Raw genomic sequence first — 20,911 nt, forward strand, 5'->3', positions numbered from 1 at the left:
AGATGTGCCAGGTTCGATTCTGTCGCGCAATGTCGTACCTTTCCGAGCCGATCAACGGAACACATAGAAAATATTGAACAGCGGGGCAGCCTGCAGCATTTCACGCCACGCGCTCTTCGAATTGGAATGCACCACCACAATGGTATCGCCGGGCAGAATTTCCGGGTCGGCGGCGCGGCCATTGCGAATGTCGACCAGATTGAAACGGGCGCCCATGCGCTGTCCGTCGATAAAACGGAACACCATCACCGAATCCAGCCGCGCCACATTGGTGGGGCTGCGCGCCAATGCCAGCGCCGAGAGCAGCGTCGAGCCCGGCAAAACTTCATAGACGCCCGGTTCACGTACCGCGCCTTCGACCGCCACGACCGATTTGGCCCGCTCTACGATGTTGACCGCGATCTTGGGGTCGCGGATATAGCGCGACGACAGCGCCCGATACAGCAAGTCGCGCACCTGCATGGGGTTGAGGCCAGCCACCTTCAGGTCGCCCGCCATCGGCACCTGAATCGTGCCGTTCCCGTCCACTCGGTAGGCGTCCGATGTCAGTTCGGCCTCGCCCAGCACGCGAATGCTCAGCCGGTCGTTCTCGCGGATGACGTCATCGCCGCTCTGGTTATGCTCCGACAGCGAAATGCTCTTGTAGGCGGCATCGCCCATCGGCAAATCGCTGGAACGCTGGCCAGCGCACCCGGCGAGGCACAGCGCCGACACCACAATGGCAATCCTTGCAGCATGGGTAATCATCGCGTTGGGTTCCTAATTGTGTCCGCGCCCGCACCTTCATCAGGCTTGAACTCGGGCATAAGCATTGCAACAGCAAACGCCGCCATGGTTGCCGTTGCGATATAACGAAACGGATAATCAACCAGCGAATGCAGTGCCAGAATGGCAAAAGCCGTCAAAGCGAAATATGCCGCACGGCGCTGGTCGCGATCTTGGCCCCGGCGGCGTAGCGCGGCGACGGCAAAACCCCCGACCATGACCAAAATCGCGGCCAAACACACCAACCCCGGGATGCCCGCCTCGATCGCCAGTTCCAGATAGTCATTATGGGCGCGCGGGATCCACAAGGGCTGAATCGCCTCCAGGCGTTCGCCCATGGGGAACACCGACATAAACGAACCCATTCCCGCCCCATAGGGCCAATAAACCTTCATCACTTCATAGGAATCGGCCCAGATCGTGGCGCGCATCTCATCCTTGAAGTGGAAACGTTCAAGCAAGGTGACAACCAGCACATTGTTCGATGCCACCAGCGCCATGGTTCCAGCCACCAGCGCCAGCCCCGCGGCCCCGAACCACAGTGATTTGGTCCAAATGCGGTTGCCAGATCCCAGCATCGCCGCCGCGCCGACCAGCGCCAACGGCAACAGCATGATGCCCATGCGCGATTTGGTCAGCACCACGCCGACCGAAAACGCGGCACAAATCAATCCCGACACCAACAATTGATAGGAGGCCGAGCGCGCGCGCGCATTCCGATTGTGTGACGCGTTGAACGCATAAACCGCCGCCAGCATGCCGATCAGCAGCATATCGGCATGCACGTTCTTGCTGATCACAAAACCCAGCAGTTCCAGATTGGGCGAGGTATAGACGACGTGCGGCAATGGCACCTTGCCCACCGTTGCCAACAGGCCCAACAGCATGCTTCCCAGCGATGCCACAGCAAAAGCCAATGCAGGCCACATGCGATCCTTGACGCTCATGCTGCTGACCATCAGCAACATCGCCAGCGGCGGCAACATGCTCAACAGCAACGCCAGCGAACGGTCAGGCGTCATGCTCATCGGGCGCCAGCTGTTTTCCCGCCCGATCAGGGCCAAGGTTGCCCGCTCGATCTCGCGGCCCGGCAAAGCATGCCACACAGCTGGCGGCAAAGGCACCAGCTGTACAATCGGCAAAACCAGTACCAGCGCAACAAGGATCATCAGATTGCGGCGCACTTTGGGATCGAAACGGCCACGCGGACCTTCGAACCACCAGACCGCGAAGAGAATGGCCGCGCCAAACTCGGCGATCATTTCCCGCCCCGGGTAAGCCAGACCGCCGCCGCCCAGCACAACGATCCACAGGGCATAAGCGGCTACCAGATATCGCTGAGCGACCACTTTACCCCCAGATCCATGTCCTATGAACCTATGTGGATCGGGATAACGGCAACCATTGCCGCGACGCGACCACACGATTCAATTCACAAACGGCTCATAAAGCAGCCAAATTACCGAAATGCCAACCTTGCGTCGCCACCAATGCCAACAACACCAGTGCCAACGGAAAGATTATTCTACGCCATTCTGGCTGCAATTTCCCTACGATTTTGCCGATATCATGGCAAAATCGTATGGTCCAGCCCTTCACCATCGCCGTCAGCAGCACGCGTGTCCGAACAACGCCCGCGCGCAACGCCCGTCCGATCAATAGGCGTTGCTGTGCACCAGCACCTTCACCGTCGCCAACATGATCCAGATATCGCGCCACAGCGACCAACCCGACAGATATTCCAGATCCGCCTGCAGACGCAGCGCCAGATCCTCTTCGTGGTCGGTTGTGCCACGATAGCCACGCACCTGCGCCAAGCCGGTCAGGCCCGGACGCAGCGCATGACGCTGCCAATAGCGCGCGTCGACTTCCCAATACAGCTTGTCCCCGGCCAGGGCGCCCGTCGCATGCGGACGCGGGCCAACGATGCTCATGTCGCCGCTCAGGACATTCAACAGTTGCGGCAATTCGTCGATCGAGGTCGCACGAATGAACTTGCCAATGCGCGTGATGCGGCTGTCATTCTTGGCGGTCAGCACCGAGCCATTCCGCCCAGCCTTGTTTTCCCGCATGCTGCGGAATTTATACATGGCAAAATAGCGGTTGCTGCGGCCAACTCGCCGCTGACGGAAGAAAACAGGGCCACCGTCTTCCAGCTTGATCATGGCGGCCACGACCAACAACAGCGGCGCAAGGGCAATCAGCGCCAGACCGGCCACCGTGATGTCCAGCAAACGCTTTACCAGCCGCGCCCGCATGCCCAGCGGACCTTCCGACACCAGCAGCAAGCCGTGCCCTTCAGCAATACGCGCGCCGGTGGCCATCATCGCCGATACGGCATCATCGATCACTTCGCCCGCGACATTGGCGCCGCGCAGCACCATCGCCCAATCGGCACGCCGTTCCGGCGGCGAACTGACGATCACGCGGTCCGCATTGCGCAACACCATGCCGATCCGGTCCATCGCATTGGGGTCGGTCAGGCTGGGCACCAGACCAAAGGCACTGGCCGACACATGGTAGCTGCCCGGCAACGACAACGCCGGCCCGCCATCATCGATCACCAGTTCGTTGACCACCGAGGCACCGCAACGCCATGACACCAGCGCCTGCAACACCGTGAGACGCAGCGCCACCAGCAAGGCAACTGTCGTCGCGCCGCCGGCCGTGACGATATAGCGCGAGAACTTCTGTTCAATCGCGGCATAGAAAATGATGAAGAAAACCACCGCCACAGCAATGGTCAGGGACAGCACCGCCCGCACCGCACCGCGATTCGCCCGGCGCAGCGAATCCAGCGAATAGACGTCATCATACAAGGCCACGGTCAGATAGACTGGCAACAGCAACTGGGCGAACAACAGCGCGTTTTGACCGCCAGCCAGCCCGCCCTGCACATAACCCACCAGGCCAAAACCACAGAACAGCGCCGTAATATCGGCCAGCATCAAGGCCAAATAGCATTGAACCCGGTGCCGCTGAAGCGAGGGCATCAACGGCATCCAGATCGCTTTGGCCCGTGCCCGTGCCCGTGCACGAGCACGGAACTGGGGCGATTTGGTTATGCGACCAGCCGGTGCGTTCATACTAACCCCCTGACATGCCTGCCATCCGTTAACGGCAGCATGCGTAATACGGAAATTCTGGTAGGTACTACTACAGTACAACGTGCTGCAGCGCAACAACCTCCACCGTTCAAAAGGCTCGCATTGTCTCAATTCAGGCCACCATGTCACCGATTTGGTGTGCTGCCGACGCGAGGCGTCAGCCCGCTGGGCCGCCCGGCGTGCGCCGCGGCAACCAACAGACAAAACACGTATTTCGTGAAAGGCGCATGCCATCCGCGCCGGGACCGGCCCTATGCCTTGCCCCCTAGTGCGAGGCGGCGGCCACTCTGGCGATTTCCACCAATTCCTGCGCCATCTGCAGCGTCGAGGACTGGCTGTCCGCCATCATCCGGCGATGCAATTGCATCAATCGCGCCGCCAGACGCTCAACGGAGCGGCCGCGCCACACTTGCAATTGGCGCGTCAATTCGGGCGCGTCCCGCCAAAAAATGCGGCGGGCCGATGTTTCGGACTCAATCAAACCGGCCACGCTGCCCCGTGGCCCCAGCTTGGCCGCCAGTTGCGCCAATTGCGCCGCGCGCCGTTCAAACGCCAGCAACAGGCCCACAGCGTTCATATCCATTTCACGCATCCGGCGCATTTCGGCGCCGATTTTCAGCCGATCTCCCGACAGAATCGCATTCACTACCGGGGCAAACCCGTCATCCTGCGTGCCCGCCCCGATCGCGGCATAGGCATCGGCATCCGCATTGCGCGGCCGTTCCGGCAAGGCGTCCAGGTAAAGTGCCAGCTTGGTGAGTTCCGATTGCGCCAACCGCGTGTCCTGACCAACGGCAATGGCGATCTGCTCGGCCAATTGCTCATTCATGCGCAGGCCCGCCGCATCGGCCATCCGGCGAACCGATCCGGTTACCGCGCGCAGGTCGGGTGGATAAAACATCGCCACCAGCGCATCGTCCCGCTTTTCCAGCAGCTTGGCCGTGCGGGATTTGTCCGTGGCATTCACCGCCTGTACGATCACCGGACACGGCGCCACATCGCCGGCGATCAGATTGGCGATGGCGTCATGCGCCTCGTCCCCGCTGCAACGGATCCAGATATGCCGCGTATCGCCAAACAAAGAGACCGAGCGCGCCTCATCATCCAGCCGCACCGGATCCTTGCGCAATTCCGCGCCGGTCATGTCCACCCGTTCACCGGGATTGTCGATCAGACCCGCAATGCGGTGGGCCGCATCCTGCACCCCGGCATCATCCGGACCACACAGGAAAAACACCCGCGCCTGTTTTGCGGCGCGGGGCGCGACACTGGCAAAATCCTTTTGAGTCGCCTTCACGGGCGCGCTTGGCGCCGCAGATGCAGCGCCAGATTGGTAACAATGCGGTCAGCCACCACGCGAATCAGGTTTTCCAGCGCGGTCTGCTCGGCCGCCACGGTGCCATATTCCGACGACACCACGTCCAGACCGGCGTCCGATCCCGCCGTTGCGTCCAGCACCACCTGGCCCGTGGTCAGATCCACCAGTTGATAGCGCGCCCGCACCGTGCGGCGTTCACGGCCCACGGTGTCGTTCGACAACAGGCCCAAGCCCTCCAACCGGTCGTCCACCTTGACGTCCAGCCGATAGCGCGGCGCGGCGCCGGTCGAGCCCTGTGGTAAACGGTCGATCAGCGCGTTGCGCATCAGCCAACCCGCCTGCCCCGGAATGGCGGGCACATCCACCGCGCCCAACCCTTCGGCAACAGCCGCGCGGGTGCCGCCCGAATAGAGCGGTTGCAGCCCGCATCCGGCCAGCGGCACCGTCAGGGCCAGCAACAGCGCCAGACGCTTCATGCGACGAGGTTTACCAGACGGTCGGGCACAACGATCACCTTCTTGACCTGCGCGCCTTCCAGCGCGCGCTGCACCTTTTCGCTGGCCAGCGCCAATCGTTCAAGCTCTTCTTTCGCGGTGCCCTTGGCCACGGTCAGCGTGTCGCGCAGCTTGCCCTTGACCTGAATGGCCACGGTCACCTCGTCCTCGACCAACAGGGCGGGATCGACAGCGGGCCAGGCGGCGTCCGCGATCAGACCATCGGCGATCGAGGCCCACGCCTCCTCGGCCAGATGCGGCATCATCGGCGCGATCAGCAACAGCACGGCGCGGATGGCGGCGCTGCGGCTGGCGCTGGGCGCGGCCTTTTCGACAACGCCCGTCAGTTCGTAAATGCGTGCCACCGCCTTGTTGAAGCTCAGCGCCTCGATGTCGGCGGCAATGGCGTGGACGGTCTGGTGAGTCTTGCGATCCACCGCCTTGTCCTCGCCCGATGCTGCGGCGTCATATTGCGCGAACAGGCGCCACAAACGCTGCACAAAACGCGCGCAACCCTCGATCCCCGCCTCGCTCCACGGCAGGTCGCGCTCGGGCGGAGAGTCGGACAGCATGAACCAGCGGATCGCGTCCGCGCCGTATTTCTTGACGATCTCGTCGGGGTCGACAACGTTCTTCTTCGACTTCGACATCTTGATGACGCGGCCGATCTCCACCGCGCCGCCATCGGCCTTCAGACTCGCGCCCTCACCGCTGCGCTCCACCTCGCCGGGGCTGAACCAGATCGGCTGGCCGTTCGACGGGTCGATCCGGCTATAGGTCTCATGCGTCACCATGCCCTGTGTGAACAGGCTGGCGAATGGCTCCTTCACATCGATCTTGCCAATGCGGGCCAGCGCGCGCGTCCAGAAACGGGCATAGAGCAAGTGCAGAATCGCATGTTCAATCCCACCGATATATTGCCCCACCGGCAGCCAGCGGGCGATTTCGGCCGGGTCAAACGGCGCGTCATCGGGCTGGCTGGCAAAGCGCAGGAAATACCACGAGCTGTCCACGAACGTATCCAGCGTGTCCGTCTCGCGCCGGGCAGCATGGCCACATTGCGGGCAATCCACATGCTTCCACGTGGGGTGACGGTCCAGCGGGTTGCCGGGCACGTCAAAGGTCACATCCTCGGGCAGGGTCACGGGCAGGTGCTTCTTGGGCACCGGCACCACGCCGCAGACCTCGCAATGGATGAAGGGGATTGGCGTGCCCCAATAGCGCTGGCGCGAGACGCCCCAGTCGCGCAGACGCCACACCGTCTTGCCCTCGCCCCAGCCCTCGGCCTCAGCCTTGGCGATGACGGCGGCCTTGGCGGCCTCAACCTCCATGCCGTTCAGGAATTGCGAATTCACCAGAGTGCCCGCGCCGGTATAGGCCTCGTTCCCCTCGAACACGGCGGCGGTATTGTCGCCATCGGCCACCACGCGGGTGACGGGCAGGCCATATTTGCGGGCAAAGTCAATGTCGCGCTGATCATGGGCGGGACAGCCAAACACCGCCCCCGTGCCATAGTCCATCAGCACGAAATTGGCGATATAGACCGGCAATTGCCACGTTGCGTCCAGCGGATGCGCCACCCGCAGCCCGGTGTCAAAGCCCAGCTTCTCCGCCGTCTCCAGCTCGGCCGCGGTGGTGCCGCCCTGCTTGCACAGCGCGATGAAGTCGGCCACCTCGGCATTGTCCGCCGCCAGTTTCTGCGCAATCGGGTGATCGGCGGCAATGGCGACAAAGCTGGCGCCGAACAGCGTGTCGGGACGGGTGGAATAGACCTCCACCTGCGCATCGCCGTTGAAGGTGAACTGCAAGCCCTGCGATTTGCCGATCCAGTTCTCCTGCATCACGCGGACCTTTTCCGGCCAGCTGTCCAGCGAGCCAAGGCCCTCCAGCAGCTCGTCGGCAAAGTCGGTGATTTTCAGGAACCACTGGTTCAGCTTGCGCTTTTCCACCAGCGCGCCCGATCGCCAGCCGCGCCCGTCGATCACCTGCTCGTTGGCCAGAACGGTGTTGTCGATCGGGTCCCAATTGACGGTCGATTCCTTGCGGTACACCAGCCCGGCGGCATACAGGTCCAGAAACAGCGACTGCTCCTGCCCGTAATATTCCGGCTCGCAGGTGGCGACCTCGCGGCTCCAGTCCAGTGCAAAGCCCAACCGCTTCAACTGCGCCTTCATGTTGGCGATATTGTCGCGGGTCCAGCCGCCGGGGTGAACACCCTTTTCCATGGCGGCGTTTTCGGCGGGCATGCCAAACGCGTCCCAACCCATCGGGTGCAGCACTTCAAAGCCCTGCATCCGCTTATACCGGGCCAGCACGTCGCCCATGGTGTAATTGCGCACGTGGCCGATATGGATCCGGCCCGAGGGATAGGGAAACATTTCCAGCACATAGGAGCGGGGCTTGGCGCTGGTGTCATCGGCGCGGAAGCTCTGCTGCGCGTCCCAGACGGCCTGCCACTTCTGGTCGGCGGTGGTGGGCTCGAAACGTTCACTCATGGTCATATCCCTGCGGGGCGATGGCCCCCATCTGTGCGTCTGGCCGCGCCACGGCGGCGGCGGCTTTTGTGGCATGGCCCCGGACGCATGGCGCCCGGGGCCGAAGTACACGCGGCCAGCCCGAAAGCCCACCGCCAAGGCCCGGCACAGCACCCACAACAGGGGCGCGCACCTTTGGCCGGATTACTTGATCAGCGTCGCCTGACGCAGCGTGCGCGCCTTGGTCAGGATGACATCCTCCAGACGCTGCACCGTGGCGGCCTCAACCGGGGCATCGACCCAGCCGCCGCCCTGCGAGACCTGACGCGCGGCCGTCACGCGCAGCGCGTCCGAACGCAGATCCTTGTCCAGAATCGCCACCGTCACCTTCATCCGCTCGGCCGGGTTCTGGGGGTTGGCGTACCAGTCGGTGGCGATCACGCCGCCCGCCTGATCAGCCTGCACCAGCGGCATGAACGAGAGCGCGTCCAGACTGGCGCGCCACAGATAAGCGTTCACGCCAATCGTGGTGATGTCCGACGGGGGCAGCTGCATGGTGCTGCGCGTCACGCGGTGATGCTTGATCTTGATCGGGTTTTTCAGATGCACGCCGCCCGCGCAACCGCCCATGGCCAACGCCAGCACCGCCACCACGCCCGCGCGCAGCATCAGCGAACCCTTGCCACGGCCCGCGTGGCTCGAAGCGTCATTGGCCGTCATCGTCTTTGCAAATCCCGTCATACACAACCCTTTGCCCGGCACCGGGCCGGATGGAAAACCGCCTCGACACCTGCCCGAACCGGCGAACCGCCGCGAAAGCACGTCGAGCCTCTATAGCCGCCCCGTCCAGCGCGACAAGGGGGACAAGTGCGCCAAACCCGCCGCCATCCATCGATAGCGCCGGACATGCGCGTCACCCTGTCCGTTTGACCGCCGCCCGGCTTGGCATTGGCCGTTCCGCAGGTGAACGCTGGCTGAACACCGGCGGCGCTTGCTGGACGGGGGGGGCGGGCAGGTGTATGTTGCGAATCATGCTTAGGCACCGCCTTGCACTTGACGCGCTGACAGCGCGCGCGCGACCCTCGCACAGGGGGACAACCGGCCCTGCGCTGGTGATGGTCTGCGCGGTGGCGGCACTGGCCCTGCCCAGCGCGGTACTGGCCTTTTCCACCCGTTTCGACATGCCCGGCAAGGATCTGGCCAGCCGCAACGAGATCGCCGGCGTTTCCCCCGCCGCCATGACCAGCCGCCTGGCACACAGCCTGTCGCCCGCCAGCGGCACGCCGGGGCGCGGATTGTTTCCCTTTACCCCGGCCGGTCTGGCGACGCGGATCGACCGTTCGGTCACCGTGGCCATCCGCGTGAACGAGGCCGCCGCGCGGACGATCATTGTGCGCGGCATCCCGCCCCAGGCCAGCAACGCCAAGGCCGCAGCCAGCCATCTGGCGCCCACCATCAACGTCAGCCTGGCGCGCGGGCTGGGTGGATTTTCGCTGCCCACGCCGCCGGGCACCAGCACCTATCGCCTGCCGCCCGATCCGCGCCGGATCGACGGACCAGACCTTTCGGCCTTTGCCGCCAATGATCATGGCGGCCCGGCCGAATCACGCCTGTCGCCGCGCCTGCTGGTTGATGAACGCGAACGCCCCGGCCGCGCCCCACGCACGCTGGAGGGCGTGGGCGAACAGACCGTCGATCTGGGCGGCAGCTATCGCGTCACGCGCAATTTCGACGTGACCGCAGGGCTGCGCTATCAACAGGACCGCGACCGGCTGAAGCCGACCTATGACGGCAAGGCGAACGATCAATCGGTGTTTGTCGGCACGCAGTTCCGGTTCTGAGGCGTTGGCCAGATCGGATTGCGCTGCACTGCAATAAAGTGCGTCCATTTTCGCGCTAAAATATCGTTGCAATGCGGTATATTTGCGCAGTTGCGTTTCGCAAATGCAGTATTCACCTGCCAATCCACGCATAGCACGACGGTTTATTTCCAAATCGCGCCTTTTATTAGGTGCGGCCGCCTTGCTCACTCTGCGGACATATCCTAGCTAATTGGTATTGGCAGCACTACGTAATTATGGAGGACATGTGGCACGCGTCGCGATCGTAACCGGAGGCACCCGAGGCATCGGCGAAGCCATCAGCCTCGCACTCAAGGATCTGGGCTATACCGTTGCCGCCAACTATGCTGGCAATGTCGAGAAGGCGACAGCCTTTACCGAACGGACGGGCATTCCCGCCTACCGCTGGGACGTCGGCGATTTTGAGGCGACGCAGGCCGGTTGTGCCGCCGTTGCCGCCGATCTGGGGCCCATCGACGTGGTGGTGAACAACGCCGGCATCACCCGCGATGGCGTCTTGCACAAAATGTCGTTCGACGACTGGAACGAGGTGATGCGCATCAACCTGGGCGGCTGTTTCAACATGGCCAAGGCAACCTTTCCCGGCATGCGCGAACGTGGCTGGGGCCGCATCGTCAACATTGGCTCGATCAACGGTCAGGCGGGCCAGTATGGTCAGGTGAACTATGCCGCGGCCAAATCGGGCATCCACGGCTTTACCAAGGCGCTGGCCCAGGAAGGCGCCAAATTCGGCGTGACCGTCAACGCCATCGCGCCGGGCTATATCGACACCGAAATGGTGGCGGCCGTGCCCGCGCCCGTGCTGGAAAAGATTGTCGCCAAGATCCCGGTGGGCCGTCTGGGCCATGCCGAGGAGATCGCGCGCGGCGTGGCGTTCCTGTGCAGCGAGGAAGCCGGTTTTGTCACCGGCTCGACCATGTCGATCAACGGTGGTCAGCACATGTATTGATCGGGCGCCACAGCGTCAGGATCGGCCGGGGCCGCGCGAGGGGACACCTTGCGCGGCCCTTGGCTTATCCGCGCCCCAGACGCTGCCCTGCGCCCAACGCCCCCCGCGCATAAGCAAATGGCCCACCGGGGCGGCAGGCCATTTGTGTTGCCTTCAAAGCTTTGGGGGCGGATCGAAGACGAAACGCGTGGATCAGGCGATCAGGCGGCCACCGCATCCTCGCCCGGATCGCGCAGCACATAGCCACGGCCCCAGACGGTTTCGATGTAGTTTTCGCCACCACAGGCATGGGCCAGCTTCTTGCGCAGCTTGCAGATGAAGACGTCGATGATCTTCAGCTCAGGCTCGTCCATGCCGCCATACAGGTGGTTGAGGAACATTTCCTTGGTCAGCGTCGTGCCCTTGCGCAGCGACAGCAGCTCGAGCATGGCATATTCCTTGCCAGTCAAATGCACGCGGGCGCCATCGACCTCGACGGTCTTGGCGTCCAGATTGACCGACAGCTTGCCGGTGCGGATGACCGACTGCGAATGCCCCTTGCTCCGGCGCACAACGGCGTGGATGCGGGCGATCAGCTCCTCGCGGTGGAACGGCTTGGTCACGTAATCGTCGGCACCAAAGCCGAACGAGCGCACCTTGCTGTCCATCTCCGAGATGCCCGAGAGAATCAGCACCGGGGTCTGCACCTTGGCGACGCGCAGCTTTTTCAGCACGTCATAGCCGTGCATGTCCGGCAGGTTCAGGTCCAGGAGGATGATATCGTAATCGTACAGCTTACCCAGATCCAAGCCCTCTTCGCCCAGATCCGTCGAGTAGACGTTGAAGCCTTCCGTCGTGAGCATCAGTTCGATGGCTCGTGCCGTGGTTGGCTCGTCCTCGATCAACAATACGCGCATGGGTAAAACCCCCTTTGCCCCGGTGAACGCCGACACCACCTGTTCATAGGTATGTCGGCACTATTAACCATAGGAGCAATGAACGTAAAAGGTTAATTTTGCGTAAATTGGCCGTTTTTCCCCGCTTTGCCCCAGCTCTACGGCGGCTTGCTTAGGCGTTTGCCACAGGTCGGACTGGCCTTGCGACTCGCGGCGGGGCGCGGGGTACGGCTTAACGGCGCACCACGGCCATCGGGGCCAGCGGATGCAACGCCCAACCGTTGATGGCATAGCCCGGCGTGGCGTTGGGGGCCAGCGACCAGCGAATCGGTTGACCCAGGGGGATGTAGAGATTCGCCTCGGCAGCGGCACGTTCGGCCTGCGCCATGATGCTGGGGCCGGTGGCCGGATCAGCCTCCAGCGCCTTGGCCAACAGCGCGTCGGCCTCGGCAGAACAGGGGCGGCGCACGCGGCAATGCAGCTGGTTCATGTACCACACCGGCGAACGATAGCGCGCCACCCGGTCAACCAGCCGCAAGTCCGCCGTGGCATTGATCGCCACCCGTTGCAGCGTCACGCCAATCGCGGCCAGATCCACCGCCAACCGCTCGGCCAGCAGATCGGCCCCCGGCCCCTGTGGCAAAGCAATACGCAGCACCGCTGGTTTGCCCGACACCTTGGCCCATGTCGCGATGCGCTGGGCGGCCATGGTGCGCCGTCCGGCCAGATCATAATCGGCCCAGCGTTCGCCCACCGCGCCCGGATCGCCATCCAGCCCCGGCGTGACGATCCGGCTGGTCACCACCCATCCCGGCATTCCCAGCCGCTGCGCCAAAGCCTCGCGGTCGATGGCCATGGCCAGCGCCTCGCGGTTCTGGCGGATGGCCAACAAGCCCTGCTCATTCTCCACCGCCAGCCCGAACAGCCCCACCACCGGATCAATGCGCGGCGTGGCGCGGCCCGGCAGATTGGCGCCGATCACCCCGCGCCGCAGCCGGGGCAGATCGGCAAACGTCCCGCCCAGCAGCACCGCCGCCCGCCCCGCCGCATAATCGGCCAATGCGCGTTCGGCAGGCAGGCTGCGCAGGATCAGCGGGCGGACCAAATCACTCCACCCCTCGACACTGGGCAGACCGCGCCGTTCAGGAGCCACAGCAGTCAATCGCATGGCCTCGCCCTCCGCCTTGGCGGTCATGCTGCCGGTTTGACGGCCGCGCATCTGCAAGCCCAGCTCCGGCTGGGCCAGCAATTGCAACAGGTCAGGCATGGGATGCGACAGACGCAGTTCCAGCACGCGGCCAGCCATCGCCCGCACCTCTGCCACCGGGGCCAGATCCAGCGCCAGCGGCGTCCCCGCCACCCCGCCGATCGCCCGCATCAGCGCGGCGCGCGCCGTCTCGCCGGTCATGCGGCCACCATCCGCCCATGCCCCGCCACGAATGCGAAAGATATAGCTGAGCCCGTCGTCCGTGACGATCCAGCGGTCGGCGATACCGGGCACCACATTGCCATCGGCGTCCAGCGTCACCAGCCCTTCGCTGGTTGCACCGCGCATCAGGCGGGCGGCATCGGCGGGCTGCGCGCCGCCAGAGGCCAGATCACCTGGCGCTCCGATCACCACCACCGGCAAGGCCTGTTGATCGGCCCGGCCACAAGCGGTCAGCACCAGCCCGCCAGCCAGCGCCAGGCCCAAGCCGCGCCACCGCACCATCGGGCGATCACCGCATTTCCAGAAAGCCGTCACCTGCATCGCACCAAGGATTAGGGCGCGCGCGCTGCCACGGCAATCACCTGTGGGCGTAAAATTCCATCCGCCCGGGGATTGATGGCCCCCTGTGTGATCAGCCCCGCCCGATTACACCTTGCCCATTACACCTTGCGCAAGGCGCCCCGGCCATTGCCCGACATCAGTTGGGCCACACTGGGCAAAGGGCGGAACTGGGGCGGCTCGACCGCGGGGCCAGTCCCCGCACGGGCAGTCTTGGGGTCGATCTCTTCATCAAAGGCCACGCCAAAGCGCGCGTCCTGCACCCAGGCGACAACGCCCGGCACCTGCCCCACATTGCGAATGTCCATGATGACCGGCGTGCCGCGCACCACCCGCGGGCCGCCCTCGGCCATCAGGCCACCGGGCGACAGGTTGCGGATCTTGACGCGGAACTCCTTGTCCATGCCAGCTACCCGCAGGCCAGCCATCACGAACAGGCTGTCGCGGGCAATGTGGCGCTGCTCTAACTCGGTCATGGCGGTGCTCAACTCCGAAGTGGCGGGCCGGGCTGCGCACAGCGTCGGCGGGCCAGTGTCTGGATCAACACCGAAAAGTTAAAAGCGCACGGTTAAGGAAAGCTGAAATTTCGCCGCGTTTTACCGGAGCAATACGCACAGATACGGTGCAAAAACGGGACAATTTCGCCCCACGAGCGCATGGTAAACCCGCTTGACACCAATGCCCGATGGCGGCGGGCGATTCGCCTCGCCCCCAGCCCGCCGGGCCTTGGGCACGCGACTCAATCCTCGCGGCTGATCTTTTCGCGGCGCTCGTGGGCTTCCTGCGCCTCGACCGTCATGGTGGCGATGGGGCGGGCAATCAGGCGGCCCAGGCCGATCGGCTCACCGGTCACCTCGCAAAAGCCGTATTCGCCTTCCTCGATTCGACGCAGCGCCGAATCGATCTTGGAGATCAGCTTGCGCTGGCGATCGCGGGTACGCAGTTCGATGCCCCAATCGGTCTCGCTGCTGGCGCGGTCATTCAGGTCCGGCTCGCGCAGGGGGCCTTCCTGCAACTGGCTCAGCGTGTCCGCCGAGGCCGAGAGGATCAGCTTTTTCCACTGTTGCAGCAGGCGGCGGAAGTAATCCTGCTGCGCCTCGGACATATATTCTTCGCTGTCGGACGGGACATAATCACCGGCCAGAGAACGCCGCGCCTTGACCAGGACGTCGATTTCGTCAGCCAGACCACTTGCCATCAAATCCCTCCGCGCCTTTCGGCCTAACAAAGGCAATACACCTTCGCCGGCAAAATCCGGCGCTGGGCCTTTGTCGAACGAGCCGCGCTTTAGCTGTCCGCGCCCCGCCACACAAGCGCCAAGCCGGTAAGGCCGCGTTTTTCAACAAGAGCTTTGTCGCAGAACCGTCACGCATCCACTCCGGCAAAGCCTTGCCAGTATGGTTGACGAATAATTAACCAGCCTGAGCCAGCCTCTGGACTCGAGAACGGCCCGATGTGCCGTGATTCGAGGGGTGCAAGTATTATGGAAGCGAGCTGGAACAAGAGCGCTGACTTGCCGAGCGGCCACATGGCCATCGTCACCGACGCCAATGATGAACATCTGGTGGCCGATTGCCTGAACGCGGCAGCCCAAGGCGACATCAGCGCCTATTTCGATCTGGGCGTGATGTATTCCACCGGCAGCCACGGCGTCGAATGCGACCTGATCGAGGCGCACAAATGGTTCAATCTGGCCGCCGTGCTGGGCCATGAGGAAGCCGCCGTCTGCCGCCACGAGATCAGCGACGAAATGACCGCCCGCGAAATCGCCGAGGCCCAGCGCCGCGCCCGCGAGTGGTTGAACGTCACCCGGCGCCACGCAGCGTAAAGCCGCGCTGATTCAGCCTTCCTTGCGGAACGGGGTGCGGGTGTTGAGCACCAGCTGATCGCTGGCCACGCCCTGACGCTCTTGTTCCAGAAAATCGGCCACTGCCGCGCGAAAGCCGGGATGGACGATGTAATGCGCCGATGTGGTGCGCACCGGCTCGTATCCGCGGGCCAGCTTGTGCCCCCCTTGCGCGCCCGCCTCCACCCGCGCCAAACCGCGCGCGATGGCGGCATCGATCGCCTGATAATAGCATAGTTCGAAATGCAAAAAGGGCCGGTCAACCACCGCCCCCCAATAGCGCCCATATAACGCGTCGCGCCCGATAAAGTTCAGCGCGCCCGCCACCGGCATATCCCCGTCATAGGCCAGCACCAGCAGGATCTGGTCGGCCATCGTTTGCCCCAACAGATCAAACGCCGCGCGCGTCAGATAGGGGCGCCCCCATTTACGACTGCCGGTGTCCTGATAAAACGCCCAGAACGCGTCCCAATGTTCAGGCCGGATCGCATCGCCCGACAATTGGCGGATCGTCACCCCTGCCTGCGCGGCGGCCCGTTCCTTGCGCAGATTCTTGCGCTTGGCCGATGACAGCGCGCCCAGAAAATCGTCGAAACAGCCATAGCCCCGGTTTTCCCAATGGAACTGGATGTCATGGCGAATCAGCCAGCCCGCCTGCTCAAACAGCGCCACCTGATCGGGCGCGATGAAGGTGGCATGAGCGGACGACAATTCAGCATCGCGGCACAGCGTTTCGGCCGCCCGCAACAGCGGCAGCGCCACCGCCCGATCACGCGTCAGGATGCGCGGGCCGGTGGCGGGGGTAAAGGGCACCGCGATCTGCAATTTGGGGTAATAATCACCCCCTGCCCGCGCCCACGCATCGGCCCAGGCATGGTCGAACACATATTCGCCCTGACTATGCGATTTGATATAGGCGGGAAGCGCCCCAAGGGCCACGTTATTGTCGTCATTGACAACAATCGGCGCGGCGCGCCAGCCGGTATGGGATTGCTCCGCGTCCAGCCGGTCGACACTGCCCGACCGTTCCATCGCCGCCAGAAAGGCATGGGTGACAAAGGGGTTGCCGCCATCGCTCAACCCATCCCATTCCGCCGCCGACAGATCGGCAACACTGGGCAGGATTTGCGCGGTATATGAAGGGTTTGGCATCAGGGGGTCAGCCCATCCCCTGCGCCTCGGCGATCACCGCATCGGCGTAATGCAGGGCAAAGGCGCGGGTTTCGGCATCACACACCGTCCATGCCGCCACCGGCATCCCCCGCCGCCGCCGCCGCGCCACCCAGCCATTGGGCAGCGCGCGCCAGTCCACCGCCAGAAAATCGGGCCGGGAACGCCCCACAGCCCGCCCCCGCCGCCAGCGCCGAATCAGCGGAAATCCGCCAAAATCGTTCCGTTCCAGCACCAAACCGCGCACCACTTCGGGCTGATTCTTGCCGAACCATTTCAGCACGCGCGAATCGAAACTGATCACGGCAAAATCGCCATCATACAGCTCCAGCGCCTGCGCCACGGCGGTGCAGATCGGCTGGTAACGTCCTCTTTTATCGGTCTTAATCTCGATCAACAGCGGCACCTGCGCGTCGATCTGATGCAGCACCACCGACAAAGGCTGGATCGTGTCACGCGTCCCATTGATCGGGATGCGCGACAGAACGGCCGCCGGATAGCCCGCCAGCCGCCCTGACACATGCGTCAGGCGATCCAGCGTTTCGTCATGGAAAACAACGGCCTGACCATCGGATGACAGGCGCACATCGCATTCAATGCCAAAGCCCGAGGCGATCGCCGCGGCAAAGGCCGAGGCGCCATTTTCCATCCAGCGACCGCCATTGCGGGAATCGTGCAAACCACGATGCGCGATCGTCAAACCCCGCAACCATTCCGCCCGATTCCCGCCCATGTGATCAGCTCCGCACAGCCACGATCGCGTCCACCTCAACCGCCGCGCCCAGCGGCAGGACCGGCACGCCCACCGCGCTACGCGCATGCTTGCCCGCCTCGCCAAAGACGGCGGCCATCAGTTCGCTGGCGCCATTGGCAACGCCCGGCTGGCCAGTGAAATCGCCCGTCGAATTAACAAAAGCGCCCAGCTTTACAATGCGTTCCACCTTGTCCAGACTGCCCAGCGCGGCCTTGAGCTGCGCCAGGATCATCAGCCCACAGGCCTGCGCGGCAGCCTTGCCCTGTTCAGGGCTGACGTCTTCGCCCAAGCGGCCCGTCACCAGCGCGCCATCGATAAACGGCAACTGGCCCGACACATGCGCCAGACCGCCAGCCACCACCACCGGCACATAGGCAGCCACAGGCGCGGCGGCGGCAGGCAACGACAGCCCCAGTTCGGCCAGCTTGGCGTCGATTTCGGCATCAGTCATTTCAATCATCTCCATGAAGTTGGGCCATCAGCCACGGCAGCGCGCCGTGCCAGTCATCAATCCGCGCATGGGCGTGACCGGCCTGATGGGCACAAGGGATATGGGGCGCCAACAAAGGCTCTCCGCACAGATGCAGCCGCGTGACATGCGGCGTAATGTCCGCCGCCGACCCGTGATGCACCGCGATATCGTCGATGAACACGGCGCGGCTGGGGTTGTATTCGCGCAGAATTGCCTGAATCGCCGGCCCCTTTGGCCCCTGATTGGTGAACACCCGCAAAGGCATGCCCAGATCGGCCAGCTGTTGCGTGCGCGCCTCTTGGCGGTGATGTTCCAGATTGGTCAGCACCACCACATCGGCCACCGCCTGTACCGCCTCCAGCGCGGCAAAAGCGCCCGCAATCGGGGTCTGGCGCGGCATTTCGGTATCGAAAAAGCGGCCCAGCAAGTCCCACATCTCGGCCTGTTCGATCAGGCTGCCGTCGGCGCGGCGCATCGATTTGGCAAAATCATTGCCGTTCATCGTGAAATCAATGGCATGCACATCGGCCAGCCAGTCGCGAAACGGCACGACCATGTGCAACAGCACCTCGTCGCAATCGGTGATTACCAGTGGCCTGCTCATGCGCCCCAATCCGTATCCTGATCCATCGCGTTCAATGCAGCATGCGCGCGGGCGATGTCGGAGGCGGTGACCTCCAGCGCCTCGGCACAGGCCAAAAGGTCGGGTTCGTGCGCCATCAGAAAGTCCAGCACCGCCACCAGCACATCGCGTTCGCCAAGCCGTTCGCGCAGCTCATCGGGCGTGATTCCGGTCAGCGCCAGCAGGCGCTGGGCATGGTCCTCGTCTGACAATACCCAGCCCAGCGCGGCCAGCGCCAGCGCTTCTGGATCATCGGGCGTCAAAGATGGTTCACGAAGAATTGTCAGTCCCCCTCGGACAGCCTACTAGAGGGTATGGCCGGGCAGTCCGGTACATGACCCACAGGACAGCGCATGGCAAAGCGGATTTTGGTTGTCGAGGACAATGATCTCAATCGCAAGCTGTTCTGCGATGTGCTCAAGTCACAGGGCTATGCCGTGGAGCCGGTGGCCGATGGCCGCGAAGCTTTGGACAAGGCGCGCGAATTTGTCCCCAATCTGATCATCATGGACATTCAACTGCCCAACATCTCGGGGCTGGAGCTGATCGAGGCGGCCAAGGGGGATGCGGTGCTGCGCCTGATCCCGGTGCTGGCGGTCACCGCCTATGCCGGCAAGGGCGACGAGGAACGCATCCGCGAGGCCGGCGCCGAGGGCTATCTGGCCAAACCCGTGTCGATCGGCCCCTTCATGGCGGCCGTGCGCGGCCTGCTGGGCAGCGTGCCCGCCTGACGCACGGACGGTTTCGCACATCGCCACGCTTGACTTTTGCCGCCTGCCGCCGCTTTTGCGCCGCAATTGTCGGCCACAGGGCTGCCAACCCCACACACCCAAGAGGACTTTGCATGGACCGCGCCGCCACCGCCGAAAAGATCGCCGCGCTGATCGAGCCGTTCAACAAGAAGGGCGTTGCCATCACCGATGCCGCAACCTTTGCCGGGGATCTGGAATTCGACAGCCTGACGGTCATGGATTTCGTCGCCGCGATCGAGGATGAATTCGACATCATCATCAGCATGAACGCCCAGGCCGAAATCGAAACCTATGGCCAGTTGGTCGACGCGGTGATGAAGCTGAAGGGCTGAGAGGCGGACATGACCGATCTGTTTTCCAAATTCGACCCCATCATCGCCCAGCGCGAAGGCCTGTTGGCCACGGGCGTGACCGATCCATTCGGTCTGGTGATGGAAAAGGTGATCAGCCCCACCGTCGCCCTGTGCAACGGGCGCGAGACGATTTTGCTGGGCACTTACAACTATATGGGCATGACGTTCGATCCGGATGTCATCGCCGCCGGCAAACAGGCGCTGGACGATTTCGGTTCGGGCACCACCGGCAGCCGCGTGCTCAATGGCACCTATGCCGGGCACAAGGCGGTCGAGCAGGCTTTGTGTGACTTTTACGACATGAAGCACGCGATGGTGTTCTCGACCGGCTATCAGGCCAATCTGGGCATCATCAGCACGATCGCGGGCAAGGGTGACTATATCATCCTCGACATCGACAGCCACGCCTCGATCTGGGACGGGTGCAAGATGGGCGATGCCGAGGTCGTGCCGTTCAAGCACAATGACATCGAGGCCATGGAAAAGCGCCTGAAGCGCGTGCCGGAGGGCGCGGGCATTCTGGTGGTGCTGGAAGGCGTCTACTCGATGCTGGGCGACATCGCCCCGCTCAAGGAAATGATCGCCATCGCCAAGAAGTACGGCGCGATGGTGCTGGTGGACGAGGCCCACTCGATGGGCTTCATCGGCCCCAACGGGCGCGGCGTGGCCGAGGAGCAGGGCTGTCTGGAGGACGTCGATTTCGTCATCGGCACCTTCAGCAAATCGGTCGGCACGGTCGGCGGCTTCTGCGTCTCGAACCATCCCAAGTTCGAGATCATGCGGCTGGTCTGCCGCCCCTATGTCTTTACCGCCAGCCTGCCGCCCAGCGTTGTGGCCACCGCCGCGACCAGCGTGCGCAAGCTGATGCACGCCGCCGACAAGCGCGCGCATCTGTGGGAAAACAGCCGCACCCTGCACAAGGGGCTGCGCGATGCCGGATTCCAGCTGGGCACGGACGAGCCGCAAAGCGCGATCATCAGTGTCATCATGCCCGATCTGGAACGCGGCGCGATGATGTGGGAAGCGCTGTTGCACGAAGGGCTGTATGTCAATCTGGCCCGCCCGCCGGCAACGCCTGCGGGCATGACGCTGCTGCGCTGCTCGCTGTGCGCGGCGCATACGGCCGAACAGGTGCAAACCATCATCGGCATGTTCACCCGCGCCGGTAAGGCAGTCGGGATCATCTGATCCTTCTGCCCCACGGCAATCACACAAAGGCCCGGGCTTCCCATGCGGAAGGTCGGGCTTTTTGCCGAATGGTGACGGCGCGGGCGATGAGCCAGCCGGCCCGGCCACCGTAATTTTACCTGCGAATTGGTGACAATCACGC

Annotated in this window: 23 protein-coding genes; 6 read left to right on the top strand and 17 right to left on the bottom strand. The window is 63.6% G+C overall.

All coding sequences use genetic code 11. The features are described from left to right. Positions 1 to 51: 51 nt before the first annotated feature. The 8 genes from GTZ99_RS13960 to GTZ99_RS13990 form a co-directional block, all read right to left on the bottom strand. A complete protein-coding gene (locus GTZ99_RS13960) occupies positions 52 to 747 on the bottom strand; it encodes a polysaccharide biosynthesis/export family protein (protein WP_161719877.1) in 696 nt (231 codons plus the stop codon). Then, positions 744 to 2,114: an O-antigen ligase family protein gene (locus GTZ99_RS17060; protein WP_161719879.1), complete on the bottom strand. Its 1,371-nt coding sequence runs from the start codon at positions 2,112 to 2,114 to the stop codon at positions 744 to 746. The genes GTZ99_RS13960 and GTZ99_RS17060 overlap by 4 nt, the downstream gene beginning before the upstream one ends. A gap of 94 nt (positions 2,115 to 2,208) precedes the next feature. Then, positions 2,209 to 2,382: a hypothetical protein gene (locus GTZ99_RS16890; protein ID WP_227711356.1), complete on the bottom strand. Its 174-nt coding sequence runs from the start codon at positions 2,380 to 2,382 to the stop codon at positions 2,209 to 2,211. 38 nt (positions 2,383 to 2,420) lie between these two features. After that, the gene (locus GTZ99_RS13970; protein WP_201742533.1) at positions 2,421 to 3,713 is read right to left on the bottom strand and encodes an exopolysaccharide biosynthesis polyprenyl glycosylphosphotransferase; all 1,293 of its coding nucleotides are present in this window, start codon (positions 3,711 to 3,713) and stop codon (positions 2,421 to 2,423) included. Positions 3,714 to 4,137: 424 nt separating this feature from the next. Beyond that, on the bottom strand, positions 4,138 to 5,169 hold the full coding sequence (gene holA / locus GTZ99_RS13975; protein ID WP_161719883.1) for a DNA polymerase III subunit delta: 1,032 nt from the start codon (positions 5,167 to 5,169) through the stop codon (positions 4,138 to 4,140). Then, the gene (gene lptE / locus GTZ99_RS13980) at positions 5,166 to 5,666 is read right to left on the bottom strand and encodes an LPS assembly lipoprotein LptE (protein ID WP_161719885.1); all 501 of its coding nucleotides are present in this window, start codon (positions 5,664 to 5,666) and stop codon (positions 5,166 to 5,168) included. The genes holA and lptE overlap by 4 nt, the downstream gene beginning before the upstream one ends. Next, complete coding sequence (leuS, locus tag GTZ99_RS13985) at positions 5,663 to 8,179, bottom strand: leucine--tRNA ligase (RefSeq protein ID WP_161719887.1); 2,517 nt, start codon at positions 8,177 to 8,179, stop codon at positions 5,663 to 5,665. The genes lptE and leuS overlap by 4 nt, the downstream gene beginning before the upstream one ends. 183 nt (positions 8,180 to 8,362) lie before the next feature. Further along, the gene (locus GTZ99_RS13990) at positions 8,363 to 8,899 is read right to left on the bottom strand and encodes a DUF3576 domain-containing protein (RefSeq protein WP_227711357.1); all 537 of its coding nucleotides are present in this window, start codon (positions 8,897 to 8,899) and stop codon (positions 8,363 to 8,365) included. A 371-nt stretch (positions 8,900 to 9,270) separates the two neighbouring features. Here GTZ99_RS13990 and GTZ99_RS13995 point away from each other — a divergent pair, with 371 nt between their 5' ends. Next, positions 9,271 to 9,999, top strand: coding sequence for a hypothetical protein (locus GTZ99_RS13995; protein WP_161719889.1), 729 nt, complete (start codon positions 9,271 to 9,273; stop codon positions 9,997 to 9,999). 247 nt (positions 10,000 to 10,246) lie between these two features. After that, the gene (phbB, locus tag GTZ99_RS14000) at positions 10,247 to 10,969 is read left to right on the top strand and encodes an acetoacetyl-CoA reductase (protein ID WP_161719891.1); all 723 of its coding nucleotides are present in this window, start codon (positions 10,247 to 10,249) and stop codon (positions 10,967 to 10,969) included. Positions 10,970 to 11,169: 200 nt separating this feature from the next. Here the strand turns inward: phbB and ctrA are convergent, their stop codons facing one another. From ctrA to dksA, 4 genes are all read right to left on the bottom strand, one after another. Beyond that, a complete protein-coding gene (ctrA, locus tag GTZ99_RS14005; protein ID WP_161719893.1) occupies positions 11,170 to 11,865 on the bottom strand; it encodes a response regulator transcription factor CtrA in 696 nt (231 codons plus the stop codon). Between the two features lie 211 nt (positions 11,866 to 12,076). Then, the gene (locus tag GTZ99_RS14010; protein WP_161719895.1) at positions 12,077 to 13,594 is read right to left on the bottom strand and encodes an ABC transporter substrate-binding protein; all 1,518 of its coding nucleotides are present in this window, start codon (positions 13,592 to 13,594) and stop codon (positions 12,077 to 12,079) included. A 119-nt stretch (positions 13,595 to 13,713) separates the two neighbouring features. Continuing rightward, entirely contained in the window at positions 13,714 to 14,088 is a 375-nt protein-coding gene (locus GTZ99_RS14015) for a PilZ domain-containing protein (RefSeq protein WP_161719897.1), read from the bottom strand. Between the two features lie 263 nt (positions 14,089 to 14,351). Beyond that, entirely contained in the window at positions 14,352 to 14,810 is a 459-nt protein-coding gene (gene dksA / locus GTZ99_RS14020; protein ID WP_161719899.1) for an RNA polymerase-binding protein DksA, read from the bottom strand. A gap of 330 nt (positions 14,811 to 15,140) precedes the next feature. Here dksA and GTZ99_RS14025 point away from each other — a divergent pair, with 330 nt between their 5' ends. After that, positions 15,141 to 15,440: a sel1 repeat family protein gene (locus GTZ99_RS14025; protein WP_161719901.1), complete on the top strand. Its 300-nt coding sequence runs from the start codon at positions 15,141 to 15,143 to the stop codon at positions 15,438 to 15,440. Between the two features lie 12 nt (positions 15,441 to 15,452). Here the strand turns inward: GTZ99_RS14025 and GTZ99_RS14030 are convergent, their stop codons facing one another. The 5 genes from GTZ99_RS14030 to GTZ99_RS14050 are packed head-to-tail and all read right to left on the bottom strand — an operon-like array spanning position 15,453 to position 18,739. Then, on the bottom strand, positions 15,453 to 16,610 hold the full coding sequence (locus GTZ99_RS14030; RefSeq protein ID WP_161719903.1) for a GNAT family N-acetyltransferase: 1,158 nt from the start codon (positions 16,608 to 16,610) through the stop codon (positions 15,453 to 15,455). A 7-nt stretch (positions 16,611 to 16,617) separates the two neighbouring features. Continuing rightward, positions 16,618 to 17,361, bottom strand: coding sequence for a glycerophosphodiester phosphodiesterase family protein (locus GTZ99_RS14035; protein WP_161719905.1), 744 nt, complete (start codon positions 17,359 to 17,361; stop codon positions 16,618 to 16,620). 4 nt (positions 17,362 to 17,365) lie between these two features. Next, a complete protein-coding gene (locus GTZ99_RS14040; RefSeq protein ID WP_161719907.1) occupies positions 17,366 to 17,833 on the bottom strand; it encodes a RidA family protein in 468 nt (155 codons plus the stop codon). Between the two features lies 1 nt (position 17,834). Next, positions 17,835 to 18,458, bottom strand: a complete 624-nt coding sequence (locus tag GTZ99_RS14045) for an HAD family hydrolase (RefSeq protein ID WP_161719909.1) — start codon at positions 18,456 to 18,458, stop codon at positions 17,835 to 17,837. Beyond that, a complete protein-coding gene (locus tag GTZ99_RS14050; protein WP_227711358.1) occupies positions 18,455 to 18,739 on the bottom strand; it encodes a DUF3572 domain-containing protein in 285 nt (94 codons plus the stop codon). The genes GTZ99_RS14045 and GTZ99_RS14050 overlap by 4 nt, the downstream gene beginning before the upstream one ends. A 90-nt stretch (positions 18,740 to 18,829) precedes the next feature. On the opposite strand from GTZ99_RS14050, the gene GTZ99_RS14055 reads away from it, so the two are divergent. The 3 genes from GTZ99_RS14055 to spt all read left to right on the top strand — a co-directional run bounded on the left by GTZ99_RS14055 (position 18,830) and on the right by spt (position 20,769). Beyond that, positions 18,830 to 19,207, top strand: coding sequence for a response regulator (locus tag GTZ99_RS14055; RefSeq protein WP_161719911.1), 378 nt, complete (start codon positions 18,830 to 18,832; stop codon positions 19,205 to 19,207). A gap of 113 nt (positions 19,208 to 19,320) precedes the next feature. Beyond that, positions 19,321 to 19,560, top strand: coding sequence for an acyl carrier protein (locus tag GTZ99_RS14060; protein ID WP_161719913.1), 240 nt, complete (start codon positions 19,321 to 19,323; stop codon positions 19,558 to 19,560). 9 nt (positions 19,561 to 19,569) lie between these two features. After that, the gene (gene spt, locus GTZ99_RS14065) at positions 19,570 to 20,769 is read left to right on the top strand and encodes a serine palmitoyltransferase (protein WP_161719915.1); all 1,200 of its coding nucleotides are present in this window, start codon (positions 19,570 to 19,572) and stop codon (positions 20,767 to 20,769) included. Positions 20,770 to 20,911: the final 142 nt, after the last annotated feature.

Source organism: Novosphingobium ovatum (assembly GCF_009909235.1).
GTDB lineage: Bacteria > Pseudomonadota > Alphaproteobacteria > Sphingomonadales > Sphingomonadaceae > Novosphingobium > Novosphingobium ovatum.